The sequence below is a fragment of the Nocardia sp. MDA0666 genome, from assembly GCF_003023875.1.
Taxonomy (GTDB): domain Bacteria; phylum Actinomycetota; class Actinomycetes; order Mycobacteriales; family Mycobacteriaceae; genus Nocardia; species Nocardia aobensis.
The window spans coordinates 179,921-198,062 of sequence record NZ_PYHT01000006.1; the positions used below are offsets into that span (position 1 = coordinate 179,921).

17 protein-coding genes are annotated in these 18,142 nt (G+C 66.7%); 8 read left to right on the forward strand and 9 right to left on the reverse strand.

The genetic code is table 11. The features are described from left to right. The first annotated feature begins 251 nt into the window (after window positions 1-251). The 3 genes from C8258_RS12405 to C8258_RS12415 all read left to right on the forward strand — a co-directional run bounded on the left by C8258_RS12405 (window position 252) and on the right by C8258_RS12415 (window position 2,394). Complete coding sequence (locus tag C8258_RS12405; RefSeq protein ID WP_106955309.1) at window positions 252-1,019, forward strand: hypothetical protein; 768 nt, start codon at window positions 252-254, stop codon at window positions 1,017-1,019. Window positions 1,020-1,244: 225 nt separating this feature from the next. Then, window positions 1,245-1,760, forward strand: a complete 516-nt coding sequence (locus C8258_RS12410) for an SRPBCC family protein (protein WP_106955310.1) — start codon at window positions 1,245-1,247, stop codon at window positions 1,758-1,760. A gap of 10 nt (window positions 1,761-1,770) precedes the next feature. Beyond that, a complete protein-coding gene (locus C8258_RS12415; protein WP_106955311.1) occupies window positions 1,771-2,394 on the forward strand; it encodes a ribonuclease H in 624 nt (207 codons plus the stop codon). A gap of 179 nt (window positions 2,395-2,573) precedes the next feature. Here the strand turns inward: C8258_RS12415 and C8258_RS12420 are convergent, their stop codons facing one another. The 9 genes from C8258_RS12420 to C8258_RS12460 form a co-directional block, all read right to left on the reverse strand. Then, a complete protein-coding gene (locus tag C8258_RS12420) occupies window positions 2,574-3,446 on the reverse strand; it encodes a hypothetical protein (RefSeq protein ID WP_106955312.1) in 873 nt (290 codons plus the stop codon). A 61-nt stretch (window positions 3,447-3,507) separates the two neighbouring features. Continuing rightward, window positions 3,508-4,677 (reverse strand): MlaD family protein, encoded by a 1,170-nt coding sequence (locus C8258_RS12425; RefSeq protein WP_036507346.1) that lies wholly within the window; start codon window positions 4,675-4,677, stop codon window positions 3,508-3,510. Further along, window positions 4,674-5,768 (reverse strand): MCE family protein, encoded by a 1,095-nt coding sequence (locus C8258_RS12430; RefSeq protein WP_036507349.1) that lies wholly within the window; start codon window positions 5,766-5,768, stop codon window positions 4,674-4,676. The genes C8258_RS12425 and C8258_RS12430 overlap by 4 nt, the downstream gene beginning before the upstream one ends. Then, window positions 5,765-6,853, reverse strand: coding sequence for an MCE family protein (locus tag C8258_RS12435; RefSeq protein WP_036507351.1), 1,089 nt, complete (start codon window positions 6,851-6,853; stop codon window positions 5,765-5,767). Before C8258_RS12435 ends, C8258_RS12430 begins: the two co-directional genes overlap by 4 nt. Next, complete coding sequence (locus tag C8258_RS12440; protein WP_106955313.1) at window positions 6,850-7,857, reverse strand: MCE family protein; 1,008 nt, start codon at window positions 7,855-7,857, stop codon at window positions 6,850-6,852. The genes C8258_RS12435 and C8258_RS12440 overlap by 4 nt, the downstream gene beginning before the upstream one ends. Beyond that, the gene (locus tag C8258_RS12445) at window positions 7,854-8,885 is read right to left on the reverse strand and encodes an MCE family protein (protein WP_106955314.1); all 1,032 of its coding nucleotides are present in this window, start codon (window positions 8,883-8,885) and stop codon (window positions 7,854-7,856) included. The genes C8258_RS12440 and C8258_RS12445 overlap by 4 nt, the downstream gene beginning before the upstream one ends. Beyond that, complete coding sequence (locus C8258_RS12450) at window positions 8,885-10,387, reverse strand: MlaD family protein (protein WP_106955315.1); 1,503 nt, start codon at window positions 10,385-10,387, stop codon at window positions 8,885-8,887. The genes C8258_RS12445 and C8258_RS12450 overlap by 1 nt, the downstream gene beginning before the upstream one ends. 10 nt (window positions 10,388-10,397) lie before the next feature. Then, window positions 10,398-11,261, reverse strand: coding sequence for an ABC transporter permease (locus tag C8258_RS12455; RefSeq protein WP_030514081.1), 864 nt, complete (start codon window positions 11,259-11,261; stop codon window positions 10,398-10,400). A 4-nt stretch (window positions 11,262-11,265) separates the two neighbouring features. Beyond that, window positions 11,266-12,084 (reverse strand): ABC transporter permease, encoded by an 819-nt coding sequence (locus tag C8258_RS12460; RefSeq protein WP_030514080.1) that lies wholly within the window; start codon window positions 12,082-12,084, stop codon window positions 11,266-11,268. 541 nt (window positions 12,085-12,625) lie between these two features. Between C8258_RS12460 and C8258_RS12465 the strand changes: the two genes are divergently transcribed. The 5 genes from C8258_RS12465 to C8258_RS12485 all read left to right on the forward strand — a co-directional run bounded on the left by C8258_RS12465 (window position 12,626) and on the right by C8258_RS12485 (window position 18,020). Further along, on the forward strand, window positions 12,626-13,297 hold the full coding sequence (locus tag C8258_RS12465) for a peptidase S1 family protein (RefSeq protein ID WP_106955316.1): 672 nt from the start codon (window positions 12,626-12,628) through the stop codon (window positions 13,295-13,297). A gap of 164 nt (window positions 13,298-13,461) precedes the next feature. Continuing rightward, complete coding sequence (locus C8258_RS12470; protein ID WP_233225042.1) at window positions 13,462-13,983, forward strand: DUF6764 family protein; 522 nt, start codon at window positions 13,462-13,464, stop codon at window positions 13,981-13,983. 163 nt (window positions 13,984-14,146) lie between these two features. Next, the gene (locus tag C8258_RS12475) at window positions 14,147-15,313 is read left to right on the forward strand and encodes a serine hydrolase domain-containing protein (RefSeq protein WP_106955381.1); all 1,167 of its coding nucleotides are present in this window, start codon (window positions 14,147-14,149) and stop codon (window positions 15,311-15,313) included. A 51-nt stretch (window positions 15,314-15,364) separates the two neighbouring features. Beyond that, window positions 15,365-16,768 (forward strand): cytochrome P450, encoded by a 1,404-nt coding sequence (locus tag C8258_RS12480; protein WP_106955382.1) that lies wholly within the window; start codon window positions 15,365-15,367, stop codon window positions 16,766-16,768. 424 nt (window positions 16,769-17,192) lie between these two features. Then, window positions 17,193-18,020 carry a L,D-transpeptidase gene (locus C8258_RS12485; protein ID WP_106955383.1) on the forward strand — a complete coding sequence of 276 codons (828 nt, stop codon included), beginning with the start codon at window positions 17,193-17,195 and terminating at the stop codon, window positions 18,018-18,020. Window positions 18,021-18,142: the final 122 nt, after the last annotated feature.

Here is an 18,142-nt window from a genome sequence, read left to right on the forward strand (position 1 = left end):
CTCGCCAGCTTTGGCGGGTTACCCGGCGTCGTTCCGACGCAAACCTGCGCGGCCGGCGGCCGTGGGCGGCGCACCGGCGCCCTCCGAACGATGTGAACAGCGGTTTTCACGCCGCTTCGCCCGCTGTTGTGATCTTGACCGCAGGGCCTCGGAATCCCCCGTCGGCAGGCAGTAACCTGGACGTGCGTACGACTTTCAACGGTGCGGGTCGGCAACGAGGGGAACCAGGGGAGAGGGAAGGACGCACCGCTATGGCTCAGTCCGCGCAGTCCCGGTCCACCGGCCAAATTCTGCAACACACCGCCGTCGTATTCGCCGGAATGGCGAGTATCGGCCTGACCGTCGCCGCCGGAACCTACATCGTCAACCAGATCGGCGGTACCGGCCTGCCGGGCGTCATCGGTTCCGGCGAACCAGGCGACACCATCGTCCCGGCGCCCGACACCCACCGATCCGAGGCGTCACCGAGCAGCACTCCCGCCACCACCGGGTCGTGGCGCCCGGCCGCCGAATCCCGTCGCCTGCCGTTCCTCGCGGCCGATGGCGCGACAGCGCCGGTGCACATCGTGCCCGGACCGGCGGACCGGTCACCGGGCATCGACACAGCACCCGCGAGTTCCCGTCCGGGCGGCGTCGGGGGACGCCTGAACCTCACCGGCGACACCTACGTCGGGGCGAATCTGTCCAGGACACAACAGCATTCGTTCGCCGTCACCCTCGACACGAATGTGCCGGCCGCCTTGGGCGCGAACGGCTCCCCGGACCATCGGCAGGACGCCGCGCAGGATGCGGTGACCCAATTCCGCACCGACGTCGACGTGCACAGTGGCGAATTCAGCGTCGCGATGAGCGATCCCCTGCTGGGCCGCCACGACGTACAGGTCCAGCGGCACGCGCGCCCGGCTCCGGTGCCCACACTCGGCCCGGAGCAGATTCCCGCGGACCACACCGGCGATCCGGCCGCCGATTCTGCGGAGGCGGCAGTGATTCCGGCAGCGCCGGATTCCACGTTGGCATAGCGTTTCGACATCCCTCCGGCCGGGTACCGTCAAGGTGCCTGGCCGGTTGTCGTCTGTGCCCGCTCCCGTCGAGCACACTCGAAACGTACTGGTCGTTTGCCGCATTTGTCCTCGTCAGCGGATATCCGCCACTCGGCGCGCGGGCCGCACGTTATTCCCCGGTAACCGTTTAATAAAGAGGAATTCTGTAGTACTTTTGGGGCAAGCGTGGAACAGGGAGGGCCTATGGGCCACATCAGGTACGCGAGCGACGTCGGGGCTCCGGTGGAGGTCGCATTCACGTACACCGACAACCATCTGTTCGTCCCGGATTGGATGTTCGGTATCGCAGCGTTCGAACCGGTCGGCGAAGCCGGCCACGGACCGGGTGCGGTCTATGCGGCGACGTTCCGGCTGGGGCTGTGGCATCCCACGGTCGACTGTGAGATCACCGAATACCGCCGCAACGCGGTCATCGGGTACACCCTGCGCAGGCGCCGGCCGGGGAAGGTGGCGCCTGCGCAGGACCCGGAAGCGGCCCCCGCGCTCGCGACGCTGACCCTGCGATTCGATCCGCTCGGGTACGGCCGGTCGGTGCTGACCTCGGAGGCCGACTACCCGCCGGCGCACGGCTGGCTGGCCCGTCCGGTCGCCAAGGCCATCGATGCGCTGGCCAAGGCGGCGGTCCGTCGTAGCGAGACGCAATTGCGCAGGGAGATCGAGGAATTCCACGGCACGGATCTTGTCGGCCGGATTGCGTAGGGTACCGGTCATGATCATCGTGAGCACCGACGGATCCTGCCTGCGCAATCCTGGCGGCGCCATCGGCTGGGCGTGGGTCAATCATCAGGGCACTTCGGCCAGCGCCGGCGCGGCCTCCGGCACCAACCAGGTGGCCGAGCTACGCGCGGTGCTGGAGGCGATTCGCGCGCATCCGGGCCCCGAACCGCTGTTCATCGAGAGCGATTCGCTGTACGCGATCAAATGTGCGTCGGAATGGCTACCGAGCTGGCGCCTCAACGGCTGGCGCACCGCCACCGGCAGCGCGGTGAAGAATGTGGAACTCGTCCAGTGGATCGATCACGCGATCGCCACCCGGCCGGGTCCGGTGCGTTTCCGCTGGGTGCGCGGGCACGTCGGCAACTACTACAACGAACAAGCCGACAAACTCGCCGGGGAGGCCGCCCGCGCCGCCGCGGGCCGGGCCGATGCGACCCCGAACGGCATCGTCGATCTCCCGCCGCTGCCTTCCGCGGTTCGCCCCGCCGCCACACCCGCCGAGACGATGTCCGACACCGCCGCGACGACGCCGCTGACGGTCGTCGTCACCGACAAGCCGGCGCCGAAACGCGGACGCGCGACAGCCGAAACCGCGGACGCCCTCACCCTTTTCTGACCGGGCACGCGTCAGACCAACCGAATGGCTTCCGGCGGTGGTGGGTCGGCCCACCGCCGGAGGCGCCCGGTTGCTACCACCTCGGTCACGTGCTCACAGCCGGATCACCTGCACGAACGCGTTCCGGCCCCGCGACGGAAACCGTCACGGGGCCGGAAAGTGTTGTCCTGTAACCGGATTCAGTTACCCGGCTGCGGCGCCGGTGCGGGCTGCGCCCCACCGTTGGCCTGCGGGCTGGTACCTGGAGCCGGCTGCGGCGCGCCCGGGGCCGGGCCGGAGGGGCCCATACCCTTGGTGACCGGCGAGTCGAACTTCGCGACCAGCCACTTGCCGTCGTGCTTCTCCATCTGGGCCACGCCCGGGATGGTCAGCTTGTCCGGCTGCGGAACGGCCTGGTTGGTCTGCTCCTGCGTGATCACCAGCACCACGTTGGCCTGGCTGTCGTTGCCGGACTCCCACGCGCAGTGGATCTCGTCCAGCTTCGACTTGGCCTGCACGCTGACCATGGCCTGCTTCAGCGTGTCCGAGGCGCCGCTGAAGAACTTGCCCCACTCACCCGTCGAGAGATCGTTGACGCTCTTGAAGTAGGCGTCGAGATCCTTCGAGTCGTAGCTGGCCACGGCCTTGCCGAAATCGCACGCCGCCTTGGTCGAATCATCGCGCGCGGCGAGCTGATCCTCGCGATTGTCGGCCTTCAGATAGAAGACCACCACCGCGGTGACCGCGGCCACCAGCAGCACGCCCGCGGCGAAGGCCGACACGATCGGCACCCACGGAGTGCTCTTCCCGGAGGAGGGCACGCTGGCCGGGGCAGGGGCCGCCGACTTGACGGTCGCCGCATCGGCCGCGGCCGGCCCCGCGGTCTCGAGCTTCACCGTCTTGTCCGCATCGGCCGCCTTCGCGGTATCGGCACCCTTATCGGCGGCAACCGACGAGTCCGATTCGAACTTGACCGTTGCGTCCGCGGCGGTGCTGTCTTGCGCCGCATCGACCTTCTCGGTCGACTCGGCATCGTTGTTCGCCTTGTCCTTGGCGGTGTCGTCATCGGACATGAATCGATCTGTCACCTTCCCGGCATGTGGAAACCACGCCGTATGTTTCGGGCCACTCTACTTACCGCACCGGCTTCGGGGTCCGAGCGTTCGGATCGGCACCCGACGGCATCTGCGCTCCGTTGTTCGGAACGTCGGGCCGCGGCGCGTTGGCCGAACCACGAATCTGCTGGTCCGGAGGTGCGTTGGTGCAATAGTTGTACTTCGGGAACGAACCGTCGGTCACGACACTCGGTGCGACCGGCGCGTGCGAGTACTGGCAGAACGGGCGCGGCCAGATATCGAGGATCGTATAGAACTCTCCGTCGTGGGCCGGCACCCCCATGGCCGAACTACCGACGACCAGCGACGGGAACAGCGCCCGCAGCGCCGGCAGCCGCAGCTGCGCCGCCTTGGTGACGGCCACGAAGTTGGTCGCCAGGCTGGTGATCGGATCGGTGGTCTCGTCCAGCGTCGCGCCCAGCGACTTCATCTGCGCCGGGGCCTGGTCCAGCACCTTGCGGAGTTCGTCGTTGGCGTTGTTGAACTGGATGAACAACGTCGACGAGTTCTGGGTCAGGGTGCTCAGATCCGGCTGCGCGTTCGATGTGGTGGCCGCGATGGTGCGCAGGCTGGTGAGCAGGTTGGTGGTCTGCGGCAGCAGATTGTCCAGACCGGCCGTCACCAGGCTCAGCGCATCGACCATGTCGCGCAGCTGATCCGGTCCGCCGCTGAGCGCGGTGTCGAATTCGGTGAGGATCGTGCTGAACCGGTCCGGGTCGATCTGATCGAAGAACCCGCTGGCGTTCTCCAGCACCGCCGACACCGGGGTCGGGGTCTGCACCTTCTGCGGATCGAACGGGATCACCGAGCCGTCGGTGAGGTACGGACCCTTGTCGGTTTCGGGCTGGAAGTCGATGTACTGCTCACCGGCGGCCGAGAGGGCGTGCACGACGACCTGGGTGGCCTTCGGGATCTTGTACCGGGTGTCGATCTGGGCCTCGGCCGCGATCGACGCGCCCCGATCCGCCAGCTTGATCGAATTCACCTTGCCGACGCGGAATCCGCGCAGGGTGACGTCGTTACCCGGTTGCAGACCGCCGGAGCGGTCGAGTGCGACCGTCACCGTATAGGTACTGCGCAGCGGATTGATCCGCATGACGTCCACTGCCAGGTACGTCGCGCCCACGACGAACGCGATCACCAGTCCGATCGTGGACAGCAGCAGTTTGTGTCGCAGCAGCCAGCTCATCGGTGGCCCCCTGTCACTCGGCCGTAGACGATCTGCAGCACCTGGATCAAACTGCCCGCCATGTCCTGCAGATCGCGCAGATCCCAGAACTTGCTGTGCGGCGGGTCGGTGAGCAGGCCGACGTCGAGCTGGGTCAGCGTCGCGGCGACGGCGAGGGTGTTGCCTTTGAACGAGGCGTCGACCTTCGGCCGGATCTCGTGCAGTGCGTCCAGCGCCGGGCCGAGGTCGTTACCGGCCCGCGAGAGCGCGTCCATCAGCTTGTGCACATTCTCGAGCAGGCTCGCCAGCTGATCGTGGCTGGTCTCGGCGTAGTCGCCGAGCGCCGCGCTGGTGGTGGAGATCTTGCCGAGCAGATCGCCGATCTGCTTGTTGTTCTCCGCGATGGCGCCGATCATCTGCGGCAGGGAATCCGCCACCTGGCCCAACTGGTCGTGATTGGCCTCGATGGTGTTGGTCAGCGCGTCGAAGCCGTTGAGTGTGCTGTCGATGCGATCGCTGTTGGCGTGCAGCGTGGTGACCACACTCGTCATCTGCTTGATCAGGCTCGCGAGCTGCTCGGGCCGGCCGCCGACCACCGAATCCAGTTCCGAGGTCAGCTTGGTCAGCGCGGCCACGCCGCCGCCGTTGAACAGCATCGAGACCGAGAGCAGCAGTTCCTCGACAGTGGCGCCGGCCGAGGTGTGGTCGATGCCGATGGTGTCGCCGTCCTTCAGCATCGGCGTGGTCTCGTCGGACTTCGGTTTCGACAACGCCACGAACACATCGCCCAGCGGAGTGGCCTGGCGCAGTTCGGCGGTGGACTCGCGCGGCAGGGTGATGTCCTTGCGCACGTTCATGTCGACGATGGCCTGGTAGTTCTTGGTCGAGATGTGGGTGACCACACCGACATCGGAACCACCGATCTTGACCTTGGCCTGATCGGGCAGGTTGAGCGCGTTGGCGAAAATCGCGTGCAGGGTATAGGTCTCACCGGACTGCCCCGGTTTGGGCAGCGGCAGACTCTCCACGGTCAGACCGCAGCCGGAGGCCGCCACGGCCGCCGAGACGCCGAGGGCCAGCCAGGTGCGCCGCAGGCGCGTCGATGCCGTCATTTCGTCAGTCCCAACAGTGCGGCGGACAACCCGAGGTCGGGTCCGAAATCCTCGATCTTGCCGGTCCGGCAGCCGTCGGCCTTCATCTGAATGCGTTCACAGAACAGGCTGACGACCTCACCGGACAGTGCGGTGCCGAGCACCGCGTGCAGGCGGACGAAGCCGCGGTTGCGGTCCATCGAACGGTCCAGGTTCTGCAGCAGCAGCGGCGCCACGTCGACGGTCTCGATCACACCGGCCGCGTTCTGCCGCAGCTGGTCGGTGACCTTGGTGAGCCCGGTGAGGCTCTCCGACAGCTGGCTCTGGTACTGGCTGAAGACGCCGCTGGTGTTGGCCAGGAAGTCGTTGAGCTGGTCCAGCGTGGCCTGCAGACCGGGCGCCTGCTCGGCCAGCAGCGACGACATCTGGGTGACCTTGTTGCTGAAGTCGCGCACCGACTGGTCGTTGTCGGCCAGCATCGCGGTCAGCTCGTTGAGCTTGATGATGATCGTCGAGATGGCGTCCTTGTTGTCGACGCCGACCTTCAACGCCCCCGACAGCGCGTTCAGCGTGTCGCGGATCCGCTCACCCTGGCCGTTGACCATGTCGTAGAGCAGCGTGCCCGACAGCGGGCCCTGGGTCTGGCCGGGCGCCGGCTTCAGAGCGGCGGTGAACTGGTCGATGGTCTTGATCATCGTGTCCAGTTCGACCGGGGTGCGGGTCTGCTGCACCGTGAGGTGCGTGTTGTCCGCCAGCTTGGGCCCGCCGGTGTAGCGCGGGGTCAGTTCGATGTGCCGGTTGGTCACGATCGAGGGCGACACGATCGCCGCCGTCACATTCTTCGGGATGTCCACATCGTGGTTCACCGTCATGTGCACCTCGACGTACTCACCCTTGGGGATGATCTTGTCGACCTTGCCGACCTCGAGGCCCAGCACGGTGATCGGATTGCCCTCGAATACGCCGGCGATATTGCGGAAGTCGGCGGTGATGTGGGTCGAACCGCCCACCGCGTTCTGCACCGAACCGCAGCTGCCGGCCACCAGTACCACGGCACCGATCGCGACCGTTCTGGTAGCGCGGGCCAGCCATTTGTTCAGCATCATCCCTGGCACCCCTCGATCACTCGCGCGAAGCACAACCAGTTGTCCGGGAACAGCCACGGCACACCGACCTCACCGTAGGGGCCGTTGCCGAACACGTTGTTGAACTGCCGCAGCGAGGCGGGCATGATCGTCAACAGTTTGTCCAGGTTGTCCTTGTTCTTCTGCAGGCCCTGGGCCATCGTGTTCAGCTGTTCGATGGTCGGGCCGAGCTGGTTGTTGTTCTCCGCGCCGATCTGCTGCAGCTGCTTGGTCAGGGTCGCGGTGTTGTTCAGCAGTTGCTTGAGCAGCTCCTGACGTTCCATCACCCGGCCGGCAATGGCCTCACCCTGGGTGATCACCAGCAGCACGCTGTTGCGGTTGTCGCCGAGGATCTGAGTGACCTTGTCCAGATCCTTGAGCAGACCGTCGACCTGGTCGCGCCGATCGTTGATGGTCTTGGCGAGCGCGCCGACGCTGTCGAGCGCCTGCGCGGTCAGCTGCGGGGAACCGTCGATCTGGTCGCCCAGCACCTTCAGCGATTCGGCCAGCTTCTCGGTGTCGAGCGCCTCGAACTTCGGGGTGCCGATCTGCACCACATCGGCCAGGTCGTAGGGAACCTTGGTGTTGGACTTGTGAATCCGGTTGCCCGGCAAGCCTTTCCCGTTGCCCGGGTCGAGATCGACGAAGCGCGCGCCCAGCAGCGTGGCCATCTTGATGGAGGCGCGGGCATCGGGGCCGAGCTTCACGTCGTTGTTCACGTGCAGGGTGATCAGCACGTGGTCACCCTCGAGCTTCGCCCCGGCGACCGTGCCCACCGGCACACCGGCGACGTTCACCTTGTCACCGGTCTGGACGCCGGCGGTCTGCACGAACTCCGCCTGCACGTCCTTGGTGCCGACGCCCAACTTCTTGTAACCGCTCGAGACCACCAGCAGCACCACGATGAGGACGGCGCCGATGACGCCGAGCCAGAAGAAGCGGTTGCCCTGGAAGCGATTCTTGATTCGCGTACCGAATGTCGTCATGGGCGGCACACCGCCGAGTGGTTGGGTCCACCGATCTGGTTGACCAGACCGCGCGGCAACAGCACCCCGTACAGCGAGATGTCCAGCGTGCACAGGTAGGCGTTGGCATAGGCGCCGTCGGAGGTGAACTTACCGACATTGGCCAAAATGCCCGGCAGGTCGATCGCGGCCTGATCCAGTTTGGCGCCGTTGTTGATCAGCATGGTCAGCGCGTCGGTGGACGAGTTCTGCGCGGCCGTGATCTTCGGCTGCACCTGGTCGACCATGTTCACCAGGGAGCTGGTGGCATTCGCGATCTGGACGGTCGACGCCTGCAGGGACTGTCCCTGCTCGTAGAGCCCGCCGATCAGCGCGCGAGTCTGGGTCACCAGAGTCTCCAATTCGTCACCTCGTTTCGCCAGTCCCGACATCACGCCCGACAGTTTGGTGATCACGTCGGCCAGGATGACGTCGCGTCGCTGGAAGTCACCGGCCACTGCGGCGGCCTGGGTGATGAACGAGCTCAGCGAGACACCGTCGCCCTGCAACGCCTGGATGAAGGTGTTGGTCAGATCGTTGACCTGCTGGGGCTGCAGGGTTTCGAACAGCGGCTGAAAACCGTTGAGCAGACCCGAGATATCGAACGAGGGTTCGGTGCGGTCGACCGGGATGGTCGCGTTGTTGCGCAGCGCCGAATTGTCGCCCTTGTTGCCCGGCGCCAGCGCCACATAGCGCTGGCCGATCAGGTTCTGGTACCGCACAAGGGCTTTGGTGTTGCCGTACACGGTCTGATCGGTCTGCACGATGAACGACACCTTGGCCTGGTGCTGTCCCTCGACCTCGATCTTGGTGACCTTGCCGACCCGCACGCCGGCCATCCGGACGTCGTCGCCCTCACGCAGGCCCAGCACATCGGTGAAGATCGCCGAGTAGCTGTGGGTGGAGCCGTTCACGGTGCGCGCCAGCGTATTCCAGATGACCACGGTCACCAGGACCGAGACGATGGCGAAGATACCGAACCCGATCAGCGGTTTGCGAATTCCTCTCATCAGCTGGCACCGCTTTCGGAAACTTGCAAGGTTCCACCCCTCAGGATCGAGCTCAGCAGCAGATATTCGGCAGTCGTCGGTTCCCGGCCGAGCAGCGCGCTCATCGCGTCACGTCCGGTGTAGTAGGCGATCGGCCCCGCGGTGGGCTTCTGCCCGTCCGCAGCCGGAGCAGCGGCCGGAGCCGGCTGCGGCGCGGGGGCCGCGGGCGCACCCGGCAGGCCGGGCAGCTGCGGGAACAGACCCTCCAGCGGAGTTCCGGCGAACGGGTTGCCCGGCTTGGGCGCCTGCTGCGGCGCCGCCGTCTGCGCGGTGTCACCGGTGGTGACGCCCGGGATGGCGGGCAGGCCCGGCATCGGCGGCAGCTTCGGCAGTCCCTGCGACGCGTCCAGCGTGCGCGGCTTCAGGGCCGGCGTCGGCGGGCCGATATCGGCGACTACCGGGGCGGTGCCACAGCTCGGCGCCGCCATGTCGCCGTAGCGCGGGCAGTCGGAGCGGTCGTACGGCTTGTACGGCGTGAAGGTCAGCCCCGCGTTCCAGATCATCTGCTGCTGCGGACCCCAGTGGAAGGTCGTGCTCAGCTTGCGGACCGACGTGTTCAGGTTCGCGATGGCCTGCGGGATCGCGTTGGGATCCTCGGTGAGCGCACCGAACATGTCGCCGGTGCCCGAGGTCAGCTGCTTGCCGACGTCGGGGTTGCGGGCGAACAGGTTGTTGACCTTGTCGATGGTCGCCGAGGTGCCGGTGATGAGGCCGGCCAGTTCGCTGCGCTTGTCGGCGATGGTCTGCGCGGTCTTGACCGATTCCGACAGCGTCGTCATCAGATCCGGCGCGGACTGGTTGAGCGCGTGGAACGAGGCGGAGAAATCGTTCAGCGTGCCCTCCGGATTCGGCACCGCGGCCCGGACCTGGGTGAACCAGTTGTCGAGGCGCTCCACGGTGGAACCCGGGACCCGGCCGCTGCCGTCCAGCGCATAGGACAGGGTGCTCAGCACCCGGCCCAGCTGCATGGGGTCGATCTTGTTCAGGATCGTGCGGACCGTGGTGAGCGTGTCCTGCAGCGCGATGGTGCCCTGGCTGTGGTCCTCGGCGATCTGCGAACCGGCCTTCAGCGAGGCGTTGTCGGGACCGTTGTAGACCAGTTCGACCGAGGTGACGGCGAACAGGTTGCTGGGGACGACGCGGGCGGTGACATTGGCCGGGATATCGGAGATGTAGTCCGGCTTCATATTGATGTGCACCTGCTGCAGCTCGCCCTTGGCGGCCACCGACACTTCCTCGACCGCGCCGACCAGCACGCCGCGGAACTTCACGTCGGCTTGGGCGGGCAGTCCGTCACCGGTGGTGGTCAGGTTGGCGGTGACCTCCACCTTGGGGTTCAGGATGTAGCCCTTGTAGCGGGCCATCAGCAGGGTCAGCGCCGCGGCGATGACGACGATTCCGCAGACGCCCGCGATGAGCAGCTGCCGCATCGTCGGTCCGCGGCCACTCGGATCGATGATCATATTCAGGCCCCTATCCCGAGATCCTGATGCCCGGGTTCACGCCCCAGATCGCCAGCGTCATGAACAGGTCGGCGAAGACGACCGCGATGATGCAGAGCTTGATCGCCCGGCCCGCGGCCACACCGACGCCCTCGGGACCGCCCGAGGCGAAGAAGCCGTAGTAGCACTGGATGAATGTCGTGATCGCCACGAAGAGAATGGCTTTCAGCAACGACCACAGCACGTCGTGCGGTACCAGGAATTGATAGAAGTAGTGCTGGAAGGTGCCCGAAGCCGTGCCGCCGATGAATCCGACCGTGATGGAACACGACAGGTAGGCGACCGGCAGCGCCAGGCAGTACAGGGGCACGATCGCGATCATCGCGGCGATCATCCGGGTGCTGACCAGATAGGGCAGCGGCCGGATCGCCTGCGACTCCAGCGCGTCGATCTCCTCGGCGATGCGCATCGAACCCAGCTGGGCGGTGAAGCGGCAGCCGGCCTGTGCGGCGAAGGCGAGGGTGGCGAGCATGGGGCCGAGCTCACGGGTGGTCGCGAAGGCGGAGATCGCACCGGTCAGCGGGCTCAAGCCGAGCAGGTTCAGCGAGGTGTAGCCCTGGATGGCGACGGTCATACCGCCGAAGGCACTGAGGATCAGGACCACGCCGATGGTGCCACCACCGACGATCAGACTGCCGTTACCCCAGGTGACGTCCGAGAGCAGCCGCCAGACTTCCTTCGGATAGTGCTTGAGCGCCAACGGCATCGAGCCGATCGAGCGCAGGAAGAAGAAGACCTGGTGACCGACCCGTGCGAGCCAGTCTCGCGGGGCGCCGGCGGAGCTGCGGATCCGCTGCAGAGGCCGCAGTAGCGGCGGAACATAAGTTGACGACACCGGCTCAAACCATCTGTGGGGGGAACAGGGCGTTGTAGATCTGCGTGATGATCAGATTCGTGCCGAACAGCATCAGCGCGGACAACACCACGGCGGTGTTGACCGAGTTCGCGACACCGCCCGGGCCGCCGCGGGTGTTCAAGCCCGAATCACACGCGATGATCGCGGCCAGCAGGCCGAAGATCAGGGATTTGATCAACGCCACCAGCAAATCGCTGGTCACCGCGAACGACGCGAACGTGCCGATATAGGAGCCGGGGGTGCCGTTCTGGGCGAAGATGTTGAAGATGTAGCCGGTCAGGAAGCCGACGAAGATCACGAAGCCGCACAGCAGCACCGACACCAGCATGGCGGCGCCGAGCCGGGGAGCCACGAGCCGGCGCATCGGGTCGACGCCCATGACCTTCATGGCGTCGATTTCCTCGCGGATGGTGCGGGAACCGAGGTCGGCGCAGATCGCCGAGCCGACGGCGCCGGCGATCATCAGGGAGGTGACCAGCGGCGCGCCCTGCTGAATGATGCCCAGCCCGTTGGCCGCACCGATGAACGAAGTGGCGCCGACCTGCTGCGCGACCGAACCCACCTGAATGGAGACGATGACGCCGATCGGAATTGCGACCAGCAAGGTGGGCGCGGCGGCGACGCTGGCCATGAATGCGCACTGCCGGACGAATTCACCGAACGGGAAGCGCCGGCGGAAGATGGCGACGAAGAGTTCCGCGACCGCGGAGAAGCCCATCGTGATCTGTCGTCCGAAGGTCTCGAGGGACCGCTTGGGGTGATCCTGCCAGTACGCCTTCGTCCAGTCCGCCGCGGCACTCATTCTCGATGGTGAACTAATTGCCCCCGACCCGTCCGGACCGTTGGTGACTTGCACTGGCTACCCCTCTCGACGCCGGTTACCCGCCCCGACGACTGTTTCGCTTGAGGCACCTTACTACGGAGTTAGGAAAAACACAGCACAAAGTGTGGCTGTGGTCATAGACCCAGATCACGTTGGTTCCGGGCCTGTGATCGGGCCCACCGGACTGGTATCGATCACAATGAACACGACCATTTCCTAGAACAGGTTCTAGTTTCCTGATCGAATGTCCAACTCGAGATCCGATACCCCTTTTATCGGATTGAAATTCTCGTTATTAAGATTTGCCCCGAATACTGACGAAAGCCTATAGCGAGTGCCCGCGAAACAGCGGTCGTCGTGAGCAGGTGTCGCATCTCGTCGGCCTCGTACGTGTCGTCGCGCGGCCACGGCATCGATCCAGCAAACTGCATGGCCATACCGGGCGCACTCGGGCCCGAGAACTGCAAGGATGTAGTACGACAAGGCTGATATCGTGCGGACTTCCGACGTCTGGAGGGAAATGTTCAACAAACTCGTCAGGGCGGCTCATGCCGCCTTCGCCGTTGCTCTGGGCGCGGCGCTGCTCGGGACGGGCGCGGGGGTCGCGCAAGCCGGTCCCGGATCGCCGGTGATCGGCGGCGGCTCCGGAATCATCATCGACAACCAGTTCGAGTGCACCATCACGACCATCGGCCACGACGCCGGTGGCCGCCTGGTGGGCCTGACCGCCGGTCACTGCGGCGAGGCGGGTTCGGAGGTGTGGTCCGAACAGGACCGCGGCGCCGGCGTGATCGGACATTTCGTCTATTCCAATCACGACCTGGACTATGCGGTCATCCAATTCGATCCGGGCCACGTCACTCCGGTCAATCGGATCGGCAACGTGACGATCACCAACGTCGGGGCACCGGCCCAGTTCCCCGCCATCGTCTGCAAGGAAGGCCGGACCACCGGTAATACGTGCGGCCTGGCCTTCGGCGACGTCTTCCAGACCGACGAGACGTGGGCCGAGATGTGTGTCGTCGAGGGCGACTCCGGCGCCCCCGTCGTGATCGGCACCACCCTGGTCGGCATGGTGAACGCCTACCTGGCGGTGGCCTGCTTCGGCCCCGAGGTCGGCACCAACATGTCGGCGATCGTCAACGACATGAATGGACGCGGTGGCGTGGGGGCGGGCTACGCGCCGGTCTGATCGGCGGCACGACAACCCTTGTAACGGGCGGCGATTCGGGTATGACATCCGAGTCGCCGCCCGTTTTCCGTGTCCGGGGCGGGGGCCGGCCGCGTGGCGCGGATCGGGTCGGCCGCCGCGGGGTCCGGTTATGGTGAGGGTTGCCGGCCCGAAAGGAGCACTCCGTGAAGGTGACGAGCGCGATCACAGGCTGGGCCGTCGCGGCCGGGGCCGTAGTGTGCGGGGCCACCGGCACCGCCTCGGCAACCACCGTGCACTGCGATGCCGACCGCAACCGCGATATCACGATCATCGCCGATACCACGGCATGCCGTGCGACGGGCGACGATTCCGGTCATGCCCGGTCGGCGGGAATCGACGGCGTCGGCTATGCCCAGGCAACCACGGGTGCGATTGCCCTCGGCCTGGGCGCCGGCGGCGGAATCGGGGCCAGCGAGGGCGCGTCCGGACTGCCGGTCGCGGTCGGGATGGGGCCCGACGCCTTCGCCTTCACCTCCCTCGCTCCGGAGCCCGTTCCCGGCCGGATCGGGCTCTCCTTCGCGATGAGCGGTTCACAGGCGCAGGTGGTTTCGGGTGAGCGCAGCACGGTCTGCCTCGGCTCGGCGGCGCTGGCCTGGGATTCGCGAACCGGCGCGATCTGTCTCGCGACGCCGTTCGGGTTGTGGCAGGTCCCGGCCGCGCACTGAGCACGGTTCAGGAGCTCACCTACCCTGGCAGGTAGACGTAACGACGCCGCGACGATGCGGCGGCAGGAGGTCGGCACAGGTGGATTCGGCACGTTCGCGGCAGGCAGCCGAGGTGGAAGCGGCGCAGGTGGCGGGGGCCGCCGATACCGACGACGCACCGCAGATGGTCATCGACCCACGGTTCGTGCCGGTCGTGCACCATTTCTTCCGGCTGTTCCCCCGGCCGAACCGGGGCGGCGGCGCGTTCGCGGTCTTCCTGCACGGGCGGCCCGTCGTCGATGTGTGGGCGGGCTGGTCGACGCCGGATCAGCGCTGGCAGTCCGATACGGTGGCCTTGAGTTTCTCCACCGGTAAGGGTGTGGTCACCACGGTGCTGCATCGGATCGCCGAACGCGGGCTGGTCGATTACGACGCTCCGGTGGCCGAATACTGGCCGGAATTCGCCGCGAACGGCAAACAGGACATCACCGTTCGCGAGGTGCTCTCCCATCGCGCGGGACTGCACAAGGTGCGCGGCCTGGCGACCGATCCCGACGGCATTCTCGACTACGACGCGATGATCGCGGCGCTGGCAGCCGCCGAACCGGATCCGCGGCGGTTACAGGGGTCGGGATATCACGCGGTGACCTTCGGCTGGCTGGTCGCCGAAATCGTGCAGCGGGCGACCGGCGAGCCGTTCACCGAGGTGTTGCGGCGCGAGATCGCCGAACCGCTGCAGACCGAGGAGTTCTGGTACCGGGTCCCCGAGTCCGAGCGGTACCGCATCGCCCGCACCTTCCCGCGGTTGCGTATTCCCGGGCTGCGCTGGGATACCGCCTCGAAGGTGATCGCCCGCAGCCGCACGGTCGGTGCGATCGCCGAGGCCGGGATGCCGGCCGGCTTCGATGTACTGGTCGGCGATCCGCGCGTGCACGACGCGGTGATGCCCGGCTTCAACGGGGTGTTCTCCGCTCGTGCCCTGGCCCGGATGTACGGCGCCCTGGCGAACGAGGGCCGGGTGCTGCTGCCGGACCGGACCTGGAGCGAACCGCTGCTGCGCCCGGAAACCATCGAGAACATCAATCATGTGCAGCGCAGCGAACATCGCGACTACGTCATCGGCGTACCCGTGCCGTTCACACTGGGATATCACCGGCCGCCGATCGCCTCGCGGCGCCCGCTGCGCCGGGCGTTCGGCCACTACGGCGTGGGCGGTTCCGGTGCGTTCGCCGATCCGGAATCGGGTATGTCGGTCGCCTTCGTCACCAATCGCCTGGGTAATTCGCTGAACACGATCGGCGACGGGCGGCTGGCCCGATTGGCCGCGGAGGCCCGCGCGGCACTCGGCTGACGGGGCGCGGACGGCATCGAACCCGGGCCGTGGCTGCTTCGTGTGCTGGGTATGCGCGCAGCAACAGCAGGCCGGCATCGCAGTCCGCAGATTTCCGGCGAACGGGCCGCACCCCGGCAACCGCGGTGGGTCGCGGCGCACGCGCTGGCGGCCGGAATCGATTTCGATCGGTACTTCCGGCTGCGCCGCGCGCACGACGGCGATCCGTTTCTTGTCCGCTTCCCGGGATTCGGCGCGGTATTGTTCACGGGGACACCGGGTGGCACGAAGGAATTTCTCCGCTCGCCGATCGGAATTCTGCATCCGCCGCAACCGAATCCCATTGAACCGCTTATCGGTCCGGCCTCATTGATACTCGCTCGTGATCAGCGTCATCGCAGTGATCGGACGGTGCTGACGCCCGCATTTCATCGCGCCCGAATTGCGCAGTACGGCACGGTAATTCGGGACAGCACCCGCGACGAACTCGCCGGCGCCGGCGCCGGTCCCGCATGGCTGCCGGGAACGGTGATCGATGCGCGGGTGGCGGCGCGGGCGCTGACGCTGCGGGTGATCCTCACGCTGATCTTCGGCGCCGACGATCCGCGCCGGCGCGACATCTACACCGCTGCGGTCGGCGACTTCCTCACCGCCTTCACCGGACCGCTGATGCTCGTTCCCGCGTTGCGGCACAGCGCATTCGGCTTGTCGCAGTGGGACAGATTCGCGCGGGCGCGCACCCGGCTGGACGCGCTGCTCGACGCCGATATCGCCGCGCGGCGGGTGTCCGGCACGCCCGGTGACGGTGCGCTCGGCGTGCTGTCGACCGCTCGCTACGAGGACGGCAGCGGGGTGAGCGATGCCGATCTGCGCGAACAACTGCGCACGCTGTTGGTGGCCGGTCACGAGACCACGGCCACGAGTCTGGTGTGGGCGCTGTTCCGGTTGCACCGCGACGCCGGCGCGCTGGCCCGGCTGCGCGCCGAAGTGAGTGCCGCGGGACCCGACGCCGATCCCGAGGAGCTGGCCGGTCTGCCGTATCTGAATGCGGTGTGCCAGGAGACTTTGCGACTGCATCCGCCGGTGCCGATCCTGCTGCGGCGGCTCACCGGACCGCACACGGTATGCGGGGTGGAGTTGACCGAGGGGGACACGATGGGTGTCGCGATCCCGCTCGTGCACTCCGATCCCGGCACCTGGGACGAGCCCGAGCGGTTCTGCCCGGAGCGGTTCGTGGACCGCCGCTACGGACCGTTCGAGTACCTGCCCTACGGGGGCGGCCATCGCCGCTGTCTCGGCGCCACCCTGGCCGACTACGAGTTGCGAATCGCGCTCGCCACCATCGTGAGTCGGGTCGAGTTGTCGCTGCTCCCGCGCTATCGTCGTGGCCGAATTCCGCGCTCGGTGCCGCACAACATCGCGACCGGTCCGCATCGTGGGATCCGCTTCACGGTGGAGGGAATCCGCCACCCCTGAAGTGATTTGCCTCACAATGAGGTTTGCTGGGTATCGATTCGCCTCTCATCCACCCGTCCCGACCTCGAACCCGACTCGCCGATGCGAACGGGACTTTCACCCTGTCACCACTACGCCACCTGCCCATGGTGACTGATCACACAGGTGTGCTGCGGACTTCATAACTGGCGGAACGCAATTGGCCGATGCCCGCAAGAGATGTAGTAATGGATGCCGGGCCGGGGCCTGATAGACCGTTCGCGCACAGGCGCGCGAATATTCCTGTGCGCCGTGGCGCGCGATCTAGGTGGGAGAGGACGAAACGGCTGTGCGCACCACAACCTGTCGGAAGCCCGTTCGGGACGAGACCAGCCTGTCCAAGCGGACCGGCCTGTTAGCCCTCGCGGCAACCTCCCTGGCGGTGACCGCCGCCGGTGCCATCGCCATGGCGCCCGCCTCGGCAGCGCCGCTGTGGCCCGGTGGGCCCGATGTCCCCGGCGCTCCGGCCGTCGTGCAGGCGCCGCAGCCCGAACCCGGTGCCGCGCCGGTGAAGAACCCGCCGCCACTGCCGCAGGCGAACTTCGCCGCGCCGAGCATCAGCCCCGGCGACGGCGACGTGGTCGGCGTCGCCCAGCCCGTCATCATCAACTTCAAGGATCCCGTCGGCGACCACGCCGCGGCCGAGAAGGCCATCCGGATCACCTCCAGCAATGCCACCCACGGCCACTTCTACTGGCGCGGTGACAAGCAGGTGCGGTGGCGGCCGGAGGAGTTCTGGCCCGCCAACTCCGACATCACCGTCGAGGCCGGCGGCACCAAGGTCGCCTACAAGGTGGGCGACGCGGTCGTCGCCACCGCCGACGACGCGACCCACACGATCACCGTCACCCGCAACGGCGAGGTCATCAAGACCATGCCGACCTCGATGGGCAAGAAGGATCACGAAACCCCCAACGGCACCTACTACGTCGGGGAGAAGAACCGGAAGATGATCATGGACTCCTCGACCTACGGAGTCCCGATCACCGATCCGCAGGGCTACAAGCTCGAGGTCGAGTACGCGACCCGGCTGTCCAACAGCGGCATCTTCGTCCACGCCGCCCCGTGGTCGCTCGCCCAGCAGGGTGTGTCCGACTCCAGCCACGGCTGCCTGAACGTCAGCACCGAGGACGCCCAGTGGTTCTTCGAGAACGCGCAGAAGGGTGATCCCGTGGTGGTGACGAACTCCACCGGAAACCTCAGCGCCGGTGACGGTATGGGCGACTGGAGCTAGTAGTCACGACATTGTCCGGTAGCGGCCCCCGAGCGATTGCGCTCCGGGGCCGCTGTCGTTGCCGCACCCAGGCGGCACGGCGCACTGTCGCCGAATCCCACCGGTGGACGCGCTCGGCCACT